15 protein-coding genes are annotated in these 9,598 nt (G+C 51.8%); 10 read left to right on the top strand and 5 right to left on the bottom strand.

Annotated features, from left to right (window positions below; translation table 11 throughout):
* Positions 1-227 precede the first annotated feature (227 nt).
* The 3 genes from SDD30_RS11400 to SDD30_RS11390 all read left to right on the top strand — a co-directional run bounded on the left by SDD30_RS11400 (position 228) and on the right by SDD30_RS11390 (position 1,270).
* Positions 228-491, top strand: coding sequence for a hypothetical protein (locus SDD30_RS11400; RefSeq protein ID WP_434075034.1), 264 nt, complete (start codon positions 228-230; stop codon positions 489-491).
* Positions 488-874: a retropepsin-like aspartic protease gene (locus SDD30_RS11395; RefSeq protein WP_434075033.1), complete on the top strand. Its 387-nt coding sequence runs from the start codon at positions 488-490 to the stop codon at positions 872-874. Before SDD30_RS11400 ends, SDD30_RS11395 begins: the two co-directional genes overlap by 4 nt.
* A 153-nt stretch (positions 875-1,027) precedes the next feature.
* Complete coding sequence (locus tag SDD30_RS11390; protein ID WP_434075032.1) at positions 1,028-1,270, top strand: hypothetical protein; 243 nt, start codon at positions 1,028-1,030, stop codon at positions 1,268-1,270.
* 113 nt (positions 1,271-1,383) lie between these two features.
* Here the strand turns inward: SDD30_RS11390 and SDD30_RS11385 are convergent, their stop codons facing one another.
* Positions 1,384-2,280, bottom strand: coding sequence for a LysR substrate-binding domain-containing protein (locus SDD30_RS11385; RefSeq protein WP_434075031.1), 897 nt, complete (start codon positions 2,278-2,280; stop codon positions 1,384-1,386).
* Positions 2,281-2,699: 419 nt separating this feature from the next.
* Here SDD30_RS11385 and SDD30_RS11380 point away from each other — a divergent pair, with 419 nt between their 5' ends.
* The 5 genes from SDD30_RS11380 (at position 2,700) to SDD30_RS11360 (ending at position 6,030) form a co-directional block, all read left to right on the top strand.
* The gene (locus SDD30_RS11380) at positions 2,700-3,830 is read left to right on the top strand and encodes a cysteine desulfurase family protein (RefSeq protein WP_434075030.1); all 1,131 of its coding nucleotides are present in this window, start codon (positions 2,700-2,702) and stop codon (positions 3,828-3,830) included.
* Between the two features lie 6 nt (positions 3,831-3,836).
* The gene (gene selD / locus SDD30_RS11375; protein ID WP_434075029.1) at positions 3,837-4,883 is read left to right on the top strand and encodes a selenide, water dikinase SelD; all 1,047 of its coding nucleotides are present in this window, start codon (positions 3,837-3,839) and stop codon (positions 4,881-4,883) included.
* Positions 4,884-4,955: 72 nt separating this feature from the next.
* Positions 4,956-5,312 (top strand): DsrE/DsrF/TusD sulfur relay family protein, encoded by a 357-nt coding sequence (locus tag SDD30_RS11370; RefSeq protein WP_434075028.1) that lies wholly within the window; start codon positions 4,956-4,958, stop codon positions 5,310-5,312.
* Positions 5,313-5,324: 12 nt separating this feature from the next.
* A complete protein-coding gene (locus SDD30_RS11365; protein ID WP_434075027.1) occupies positions 5,325-5,687 on the top strand; it encodes a DsrE family protein in 363 nt (120 codons plus the stop codon).
* 19 nt (positions 5,688-5,706) lie between these two features.
* Positions 5,707-6,030, top strand: coding sequence for a DsrH/TusB family sulfur metabolism protein (locus tag SDD30_RS11360; protein ID WP_434075026.1), 324 nt, complete (start codon positions 5,707-5,709; stop codon positions 6,028-6,030).
* Between the two features lie 351 nt (positions 6,031-6,381).
* On the opposite strand, the gene SDD30_RS11355 is transcribed toward SDD30_RS11360, so the two are convergent.
* Positions 6,382-6,534, bottom strand: a complete 153-nt coding sequence (locus tag SDD30_RS11355; protein ID WP_434075025.1) for a hypothetical protein — start codon at positions 6,532-6,534, stop codon at positions 6,382-6,384.
* Positions 6,535-6,767: 233 nt separating this feature from the next.
* Positions 6,768-6,989, bottom strand: a complete 222-nt coding sequence (locus tag SDD30_RS11350) for a DUF5320 domain-containing protein (protein WP_434075024.1) — start codon at positions 6,987-6,989, stop codon at positions 6,768-6,770.
* A gap of 214 nt (positions 6,990-7,203) precedes the next feature.
* On the opposite strand from SDD30_RS11350, the gene SDD30_RS11345 reads away from it, so the two are divergent.
* Positions 7,204-7,611 carry a helix-turn-helix transcriptional regulator gene (locus SDD30_RS11345; RefSeq protein ID WP_434075023.1) on the top strand — a complete coding sequence of 136 codons (408 nt, stop codon included), beginning with the start codon at positions 7,204-7,206 and terminating at the stop codon, positions 7,609-7,611.
* A gap of 179 nt (positions 7,612-7,790) precedes the next feature.
* Positions 7,791-8,741: a cation diffusion facilitator family transporter gene (locus tag SDD30_RS11340; RefSeq protein WP_434075022.1), complete on the top strand. Its 951-nt coding sequence runs from the start codon at positions 7,791-7,793 to the stop codon at positions 8,739-8,741.
* A 14-nt stretch (positions 8,742-8,755) separates the two neighbouring features.
* Here SDD30_RS11340 and SDD30_RS11335 read toward each other — a convergent pair whose 3' ends face one another.
* Together SDD30_RS11335 and SDD30_RS11330 are read right to left on the bottom strand one after the other, a co-directional pair.
* Positions 8,756-9,034, bottom strand: a complete 279-nt coding sequence (locus SDD30_RS11335) for a putative zinc-binding protein (protein WP_434075021.1) — start codon at positions 9,032-9,034, stop codon at positions 8,756-8,758.
* Positions 9,031-9,543: an MFS transporter gene (locus SDD30_RS11330; RefSeq protein WP_434075020.1), complete on the bottom strand. Its 513-nt coding sequence runs from the start codon at positions 9,541-9,543 to the stop codon at positions 9,031-9,033. Before SDD30_RS11330 ends, SDD30_RS11335 begins: the two co-directional genes overlap by 4 nt.
* Positions 9,544-9,598 lie beyond the last annotated feature (55 nt).

Genomic DNA, 9,598 nt, shown 5'->3' with positions numbered 1-9,598 from the left:
CATGGTTCCATTCTACATGAAAAGCAGCGCCGAGTCCAGCATCATTTTTTAATTTCTTGGGGTGGCTGAGTAGTTACGATGTTACAAGAGTTTCATTGACTCCCTTTTACCCTTGTAGTAAACTTAAAAATGAACATAGGGACCACAATATTGGATTTATTACTGACCAAGTTTAATTAAGAGGTGCTAAGTCAGGAAAAAAATTAACTCATAAGGGTGCAAGCCATATGCAATGGGAAGATGTGAAAAGGGCTTACCCATCCCAATGGGTAGTAATCGAAGCAGTTGAAGCACATTCAAAAGATAATAAAAGAATCATCGATAAAATGGCTGTAATTGACAGTTTTATGCATGGGACTAAAAAGGTCTTGCGGGAAAATGCCCGCTGGCATAAGCTTTATCCTGGCAGGGAAATACTAATAGTCCATACTTCACGTCCAGAATTAGACATAGAGGAAAGAAGATGGGCAGGAGTAAGGTTAGGCGTATGATAGGCTTTGACATAAATAAGGGGTTGCCTTTTGTTAAAATTACTTTAACTAACAAGGAACGGACACTTGAACTTGACAATGTTCTATTAGATACTGGTTCGGCATCTACATTAATACCTGCCGAAGTTGCTGTCCAATTAGGGTTGGATACTTTACCAGACGATAAAATACTAAGAATACATGGTATCGGTGGAACGGAATATGTCTACGAAAAAAATATAGAGAAAATCGGCCTTTCATCACTAATTCTGCATAAAATGGCAATCCATATAGGCTCCTTGGATTATGGCTTCGGAATCAATGATATTTTAGGGATGGACTTTATGACTCTAATGGGGATAAACATAGACATTAAACACAGGTTGATTACGAAAGCTAAATAAACGCAGATTACACTGGCATATTGATTAAGAAAGGCGGGGTCAACCCGCCTTTCTTAATACCTCGGAGCTCATAGCCACCAGTACTTCCATGTCGGATATAATAGCTGTCGTGGCGACGTTAAAGGCTACCGTAGCCTTTTCCGGGTCATTGCGGTGCAGGGCAAGGTAAAACTCATCAAGGGTATCCGGCCCGGGGTCATTGCCGCCTCCTGGCACTACGGCCACTGGGCCTACGGCGCCCGGGACGTGGTGATCGACGGCCAGGTTGTTAAAGGCGATCCCCGGCGCGGCCGGGGCCTCTGCCCCAATGCCGTGATGCTCCTTGACACGGGGATGAAAACCACTTCCCTCACGGACCCCATCGGCGGCAGGCCTCCTTCTACGACACCAGGGTGAAAGTGGAGAAAGTCTAAAGCCTTGATAATAATTAACCCGGGGATGGAACATGCCCCGGGTTTTTATTTCCTTAAAGTCTTGAACTTTTACTTGTAGCCCTTTTTGATAAAGTTTCAGGTATATGTTAAACATCCTTGCTTGCGGATATGAGCCAGGAAGGCCAGGGCAGGAGGGGATAAACGGGTATCCTTGGGAAAAGCCAAGAAAAGGGGGCGTTCAATCCGCCACTCCGGCCCGTTTAGAGGCAACAACCGGCCATACTGGAACTCCAGATCCATGGTGTACCTAGAAAGAAAAGGTATCCCCAGGCCGCTAGCAGCAGCTCGTTTGATAGCTTCTGTATTTCCCAACACGAAGGTTTTACCCGGTACAATTCCCCGGGCGGCAAGGTATTCTTCCGTGGCCCGGCGCGTAGCCGATCCGGGTTCCCGCAACAGCAGGGTTTCCCGGGCCAGAACCGTCAGGGGCGGATGCTCTTGCTGCGCCAGAGGGTGGTCGGGAGCAACCACTGCCACCAGTTCGTCTGCCAGCAAAACCTCAACGTAAAGCCCGCTAGTAGTAAGAGGGCCAGCCAGGAGGCCAATTTCCACCCTGTGATCGGCCACCATTGCCTCAATCTCCTGGCTGTTTCCTATCTGCAGGCAGACCTCTACACCGGGATGTTTATGCCGGTAGGCAGCCAGGACCGGAGGTAAGAGGTAATTGCCGATAGTAGTAGACGCTCCCAGGGCCAGGGTGCCGGTTTCCAGGTTCTTAAACTCAGCCAAAACCCGGGCCGCTTCGGCCAGCAGGCTGAAAATTTGCTCGGCATAAGCAAAAAGCCGCCGGCCAGCCTCGGTAAGAATGACCCCCCTGGGCTGGCGGGAAAAAAGGTCCAGGCCAAGTTCTTTTTCTAAAGCTGCCACCTGGCGGGATAAAGCAGGCTGGCTGGTAAAGAGGACTTCTGCTGCCTTGGAGAAGCTGCCCCACCGGCCTACTTCGTAGAAGGCCTTCAGATGAGCTAAATCCATGGCCACCCTCCTGGAATAAAGGCTTCGGGGAACATATAATTTAAAAGCATATAAGCTATATTATATATGCATTTCTATTATAAATATCATTATGGTATATTACCAGCAGGAAAACAGAAAAAGATGGGTACCATGGCCAACTGGCTGGGATGCGGGAAATATCAATTGAGCGTAAATGAAAGATGTAATGATTGCCAGCACTGCCACCGAGTCTACCGCATGTAGATCACTATAGGCAGGCAGGAGTTGTAGCCCACGGTGACTGCCTTAAGTGCTCTTACTGTATAGAGGAGTGTCCACGAAGGATTTTGAACTTTGTTGAGGGTCGTCCCCGGCTTTCGAAGGGTGTTACCATTGAAGGGTAGCAGGAGGAATAGTAAAGGAATAAAAGAAGTGCTGAGGAGGCAAAAAAAGTCCCGATGATTTACCTGGACTATAATGCCACCACCCCGGTTGCTCCCGAAGTCCTGGAAGAAATGTCGCCTTACCTGCGGGATCATTTTGGCAATCCTTCCAGCAGCCACGCCTATGGGCAGGAAGCCAGGCGGGCCGTAGAGAAGGCCAGGGAGAGGGTTGCTGGCCTTCTGGGCTGCCAGCCCGGGGAAATTATTTTCACCAGCGGCGGTAGCGAAGCTAATAACCTGGCCCTGAAGGGTGTTGCCTTCGCCAACCGGCACCGGGGCCGGCATATTATCACCTCCTGCATCGAGCACCCTTCCGTGTTGAAAACGTGCCGCTACCTGGAAAGCCATGGGTTCCGTGTGACCTACTTACCGGCAGACCAGTACGGCATGGTTGATCCAGAGGCAGTCAGGCAGGCCATCACCCCGGAAACCATTCTTATATCTATCATGCACGCTAATAACGAAGTAGGCACCATCCAACCCCTGGCTGCCATTGGTGCAATAGCCAGGGAATACGGCATCTACTTTCATACCGACGCTGCCCAGTCGGTAGGTAAGATCTTCACTCGCGTCGATGAATTGCAGGTGGATCTGCTCAGCGTGGCCGGGCATAAATTGTATGCTTCCAAGGGGATAGGGGCCCTTTACCTGCGCAAGGGAACGGTTTTAGAACCCCTTATTCACGGTGCGGATCACGAACAGGGCCGCCGGGCGGGGACAGAAAACGTCGCCGGCATTGTCGGCCTGGGCAAGGCATGTGCAGTAGCCAGGGAAGTGTTACCGGAAACCATACCTGCACTGATTTCGCTTAGGGATTATTTCTTTGGCCTGCTCCAAGAAAAGGTTGAGGTTAGCCTTAACGGCCATCCTACCGAGCGCCTGCCCAATACCTTGAACGTTAGCTTTGCCGGGATAAACGGGGCCCGGCTTTTGGAAAACACACCGGAGCTTGCCGCCTCCACAGGTTCGGCCTGCCATTCCGGTTCAGAAACGGTGTCGCCAGTCTTAGCCGCCATGGGTTTAGGAATCGACCGGGGATTGGGGGCCGTACGCTTGAGCCTGGGTCGTTGGACCACCTGGGAAGAAGTGGAATATGCTGTCGGTCTCTTGAGCCACCAGGTAGCTATCCTGAGGGAAAAGAGGTAATTACTCTTGGCCGAAGTTCCGCGCCTTCGTTTGACTAATTTTTCTCCCGGTTCCGGCTGAGCCTGTAAGGTAGGTCCGGCGGACCTGGCCCAGATACTTTCCTATCTGCCTGCCCCGCAGGGGCCATTTTTTCCAGGCGGTGAACGGGATGACGCTGCTATGTGGCAACTTAGCCCCGATCTGGCCATTGTGCAAACAGTAGATTTCATTACTCCGATCCTTGACGACCCCTATGCCTTTGGTTCTGTAGCCGCGGCTAACGCCATCAACGATATCTATGCCATGGGAGCTACACCAGTAATGGCCCTGAACCTGGTGGCATTTCCGGTAAAGACGCTGCCCTTGAGTCTCCTGGGAGAAATCTTAAAGGGGGCGGCGGCCACGGCTGCCGAAGCCGGAGTGATCATTGCCGGTGGTCATTCAGTTGATGATAGCAGTCCCAAGTATGGCCTGGCGGTGACCGGCACAGTATACCCCCATCGGGTAGTTACCAAAAAAGGGTCCAGGAAAGGGGACGTCTTGTTTCTTACCAAGCCCTTAGGCACAGGTATCATTACGACCGCCCTTGAGCGGCAGATGGCAAGCGAAGAACTGGCGCAAAGAGTGTACGAGGTGATGGCGCAACTCAACCGGGGAGCAGCCAGGGCCATGCAGGAGGTTGGGGTGCACGCCTGTACCGACGTTACCGGCTTTGGCCTTTTGGGCCACTTGCAGGAGATGCTGGTGGCCAGTGGGGTTTGTGCCCGCCTGTACCTGCATACCATCCCGGTATTAGCGGAAACATGGGAGCTAGTTAAAGCCGGGGCTATCCCTCCCGGTACTTATAACAACCTTCGTTTTCTCCGGGAAAAAGTGCAGTGGGCTGAGAGAATCTCGCCAGAGGCCCGCCTGGTGCTGGCCGATGCCCAGACTTCGGGCGGATTGCTCATAGCCGTAGCTCCGGAGAAAGCGGAGCAACTGGAGGAACTCCTGACCAGGGCTGGTTGCCTGGCAGCAGCCCGCATCGGGGAGGTGATGGAAGGAACGCCGGGAATTATTGAGGTGCTTCCATAGATAGGCAAGTTAAGGTCTGGGAGTGGAGAGAGCAGCAGATTAGAGTAAAACCAGCAGCGGGAGGTAAGGCCAATGGCCAAGAGTTTAACCCTTTTTCTAGCTACCACACCTTATGGGTTTGAAAACACGACTACAGCCATTAGGCTGGCTGAAACAGCCCTGGCCAAAGGGTATAAGGTTACGCTGTTTGCTTCGGGAGATGGTGTACACAATTTTGTCCGCGGGCAAAAGGCCCAGGGGATCCCCAACGCGGAAGATAATTTTGTCCCCCTCATCGAGAAGGGGCTGCGGGTGGACCTGTGCGGCACTTGCCTGCGGTTCCGGGGAATTGAAAGAGGTAATCTCATGGATGGGGCGGAACCCAGCACCCTGAAAAATCTGTTTACCATAGTGGATGAAGGAGATGTTTTTCTAAGTTTGGGACTCTAGGAGGGAAATAAAGTGGCCAAATCGGCAGTAATTTTAATCCGTCATAGTCCTTATGGCCTGACCCAGGCAGCCGAAGGGCTGCGGCATCTTTTAGGCGCCTTATCTAATGGCTTTCAGACCATTGGCGTCCTGGTCGATGATGGCGTTTATGTGGCCAAATCAGGACAGCAAGGCCCGGAAGCTGGCTTTACTTCCCTGGCTGCAACCCTGGCCCAGGGATTGAAACAGGCTGGTGGCGCCAGAATCCTGGTGGAGAAAGAATCCCTGGCCACCCGGGGCCTGGAATCCTCTGATCTAATCCCAGGGTTAGAAATCATAGCAGCAGCGGAGCTTGCTGACTTGTTGCGGGAGGCACCCAATTTGATGATTTTTTGATATGGAGGAGGAAACGTTAATGCGTTTACTTATTTTGCTTGGCAGTGCGCCGGACACCGTTAATGCCAGGCGGGCCTTTAACCTGGCCCAACATTGTGCGGCTGCTGGCGATAATGTGACCGTGGCTATGGTCCAGAACGGTGTCCTGGCCGGGTTAAAAAGACCGGCAGGACAGGATATTTTTGTTGGAGAGAACAATATAGAAGGGCTGGCCCTGGATGAAGATCTGGAATTACGCGGTTTTACGGATGAATACCTTGCCCCGGGGGTCAAGTCCTGTTCTTACGAAGAACTGGTTGACCGGATGATGGAACAGAGCGGCCGGGTGTGGGGAGTGTTTTAGTATTTGACTTATCAAATTGAATATGGAACCGGTGAAATTTTTGGCACCAGGAAGCCCATACGGCTTCCTAGATATGCATCATCGCCATCAACACTACCCCCGGGCTGGCAGGCGTAAAGGTCTTCTTTCTGTTCTTGGGGTCCTTCGACGTAGCTACCATCTGGGGAGCTGTTTATACCGATGTAGGTGTGGCTCTGGCACTGGAGTATGACACAAGGGTGCCGCCTCGCCAGGCACCCCCAATTACCAGGGGCCTTGGACGTTTGAGATGTACGGTTAAGATGGAGAAAGTCTAAATCCTGGATATTGATTAACCCGGGGATGGAACATGCCCCGGGTTTTTATTTCCTCTTAATTTTTGCTACCAGACCTTGTCGATAAAAGATAAATCCCGGTACCACCCAGTACCACCCAGAGCACGTCCAGCTTGGTAAAGCGTAGCGCCACCAGGACGGCCACAGCCAGACCGGCGGTAACCGGGTCTGTCAAGCTATGCCGTCCCATATCCACCAGTATGCTTACCATAATGCCGGTAAAGGATACCAGATGGCTTTAGCCACGTCCAAACCACCTCACCAGACCATTACTGGTTACGTGTTGAATTTGACTTAAGTGGTGGGAAGGCACTCCCTATATTATCTCCGCTTATGTTCGTTATTTGAACTACAGGATCATAAAGTGAGGTTTAAACAAGATGTTTTCTTCGTAAGCAAATTATGGGGAAAGGAGAAAGGGGATTAAGCCCCTTCTCCCAGTTCCTTCAGCCTTTCCTCCACCGCTTTTGCTTCGGCCTGGAGTTCTTTGAGATATTCCTCCAGGTGGGCCTTTTTCTCCGCCGCCGTTAGAAAATGACGGTGAAAACCGGCGCCGTGATGGCCGTGGCAACCGCATTTTCTCTGATGGCAGTTGCGGCCCTGGTGATAGCCGTGGCCATGTCCCTGATCGGCAAAGTGACACATGGTTTCTCCCTCCTTTTTAGTGTCTTATATATGCCGTTAGCATATATAGTATAAAATTATAATATAACTGCGGCAGACATTTGTCAAGGGGTAATCTCGGCCGGGTAAAAGGAGGCGTTTGCTATAACTCAGGTTGACGGCAGGGGACCCAATGCTTTATGCTATAATTGTGTTAACAACACTCATATGTAAATAACAGATAGGAAGTGGTTCCATGTGCAGCCCTGGTTCTGGTGGTCACCATGGACGCTGTGATTGTCGCGGCGCCCGCATGGAAGGCTTTTTGCAGCCCTGTTTATTACTCCTGCTGGCCGCAAAACCCACCCATGGCTATGAACTGATGGAGAGTATGAATCGCCTGGGTTTATGGTCAGGCGTACCGGATGCCGGGGCGGTCTACCGCAATCTGCGCCGCCTGGAGGAGGATGGCCTGGTGCATTCCCGGTGGTCTACCAGTGGTCCGGGACCGGCGCGCCGCCTTTATGAGATTACCCAGGAGGGTCTGGACTATCTTCATGACTGGGTGGTGACCATCCGCCGCAATAAGGCCACCCTGGCAACCTTCTTAAACCGCTATGAAGACCTTTTTGGCCCGGATAAAGATACGGGGAAGGGGGATTAAGCCCTTCCCTCAGATGATACCGTGGTGTCATTCCATGGATGTTACCGGGCGGTACTGCGGAAGCGGGGCATTCCCTTTGGCTTTTCCGCGACGTATACCCGCGAAAATACCGAGGTTGTTGCCGGCGATGCCTTCATTGATTTTAGGCTTGGTATTACAAGATGCAAGGAGTGTATAAAGTGAAAGATGATCCGCATAACGACAATATTCATCAGCACTATCACTACCATAGCCACCTGGAAACAGGAGTGGTAAGTGGCCTGAACCTGGTACTAACGATGTTGTTAAATCTACTTATTACCGCGGCGGAGGTGGCGGGAGGATTATTGTCAGGGAGCCTTTCCCTGCTTTCCGATGCCCTGCACAACCTGAGTGATGCGGCGGCCGTAGCCCTCAGCCTGGCGGCCTTACGCTTTTCCCGGCGGGGGGCAACCCTGGAAAAAACCTTTGGTTTTCAGCGCCTGGAGATCCTGGCGGCCCTGTTCAATGCTGCAGTACTAATAGCGATTTCCATTTTGCTTTTCAAGGAGTCTGCAATTCGATTGCTACATCCCCAGGCCATCAATAGCTCCCTCATGGTTGGTGTCGGTGCCGTTGGGTTATTAGCCAACACCCTGGCGGTTTTTCTTTTGCGGCGTGATGCCGGCCGGAGCCTGAATGTGCGGTCCTCTTACCTGCATTTATTCTCCGACGCTTTATCTTCAGTGGCTGTAGTTGCCGGCGGTATGGCAATCTATTCCTGGCATATCACCTGGATAGATCCCCTTTTGACAATATTAATCGGGCTATATGTTTTAAAAGAAAGCTACGAAATTGTTGCGGATACTGTTCAAATTTTAATGGAAGGTACGCCAAAAGGTGTGAAGCTGGAGGAAATTCATAAGTCGGTCAAGGGCCTGCCGGGTATCCGTGACCTGCATCATGTTCATGTCTGGCAGCTAGGGGAGCAGCAGATTAATTTCGAAGGACACATCGACCTGGATAAGGACATACCTATCAGTGAATCGGAAAAGCTGCGCCGGGAAGTGGAAACCTTATTGCGGGACAAATTCGGCATCCAGCACGTCATGATCCAGATGGAATATGAGGGCTGTCCCGGTACAGGGCTTGTTCGCGATACTCGTAGTTAACTTATTTGCCCTCACTAGTTAGTTTCAGTACCACCACCTCCATCATTATTACCTGCTGCCTGACCGGTTTCGATTTTTTTCACCCGGGTAACAATGGCGTCGGCGACGTTGGTAATAGCGGCAGCGTTCTCCAGGATAAAGGATTTGGGTACATTGCAATCCCGGGTAACCACCAGGCTTTCATTAACGTTGAAACCGGCCTTCTCCAGGGTGCGGCGGGCACACTGCATGGGGCAGCCGTCTACCGCCACGATACCTTTGGCTTCAGCAGCGGCGCGGCTGATATTTTTCAAACCGGCCGAGATGCTGGCCAGGTACAGCAGGGCGGCCCGGCCAGGCTGCCGATGGCCACGACAGCACCTAAAAACCCCAGGTTTTTACCGCGCTCGCTGGGCGGGTAATTTTCCGTCGCTATCGCCATGCCGTTGGCCATGACCATCGACCCGCCCACAGCCTGTAAGACCCGGAAAAAAATGAGCATCCCGATGCTGGTGGCAAAAGCGCAAAAGAGGGTGAAAATGGTGATGACAAAGTAACCGGCGTTATAGATACGGCGGCGGCCGTAAGCGTCGGCCATGGTGCCGAAGATCAAGAGCAGGGCGGACATGGTCAACAGGTAGACGGAAGTGACCCACTGGACGGTATTGATATTAGTTCTAAAATAGCTGGCGATGGTCGGCAGGCCGACATTAATCACGCCGCCGTCAAAAGTGGAAATAAAGGCGCCGATGGCCACCGTGGCCAGGATCCACTTGTTTTTAGCATAGGTCCTGGTTTCACCGGCTAAAGTTTCGATGGACATTTGCCTCACCTCATTAGACATTAATTATATGAGAAGATTGGCATTAAATTATTAT

The organism is Moorella naiadis (nom. illeg.), from assembly GCF_051020825.1.
In the GTDB taxonomy this organism is placed as follows: Bacteria; Bacillota; DSM-521; order Neomoorellales; family Neomoorellaceae; genus Neomoorella; species Neomoorella naiadis.
This window is presented reverse-complemented; position numbering and strand designations above follow the sequence as displayed.

Coding starts and splice junctions, on each gene's coding strand:
- SDD30_RS11400 (WP_434075034.1), top strand. CDS start 228: ATGCAATGGGAAGATGTGAAAAGGGCTTACCCATCCCAATGGGTAGTA.
- SDD30_RS11395 (WP_434075033.1), top strand. CDS start 488: ATGATAGGCTTTGACATAAATAAGGGGTTGCCTTTTGTTAAAATTACT.
- SDD30_RS11385 (WP_434075031.1), bottom strand. CDS start 2,280: ATGGATTTAGCTCATCTGAAGGCCTTCTACGAAGTAGGCCGGTGGGGC.
- SDD30_RS11380 (WP_434075030.1), top strand. CDS start 2,700: ATGATTTACCTGGACTATAATGCCACCACCCCGGTTGCTCCCGAAGTC.
- SDD30_RS11370 (WP_434075028.1), top strand. CDS start 4,956: ATGGCCAAGAGTTTAACCCTTTTTCTAGCTACCACACCTTATGGGTTT.
- SDD30_RS11360 (WP_434075026.1), top strand. CDS start 5,707: ATGCGTTTACTTATTTTGCTTGGCAGTGCGCCGGACACCGTTAATGCC.
- SDD30_RS11355 (WP_434075025.1), bottom strand. CDS start 6,534: ATGGGACGGCATAGCTTGACAGACCCGGTTACCGCCGGTCTGGCTGTG.
- SDD30_RS11350 (WP_434075024.1), bottom strand. CDS start 6,989: ATGTGTCACTTTGCCGATCAGGGACATGGCCACGGCTATCACCAGGGC.
- SDD30_RS11345 (WP_434075023.1), top strand. CDS start 7,204: ATGTGCAGCCCTGGTTCTGGTGGTCACCATGGACGCTGTGATTGTCGC.
- SDD30_RS11330 (WP_434075020.1), bottom strand. CDS start 9,543: ATGTCCATCGAAACTTTAGCCGGTGAAACCAGGACCTATGCTAAAAAC.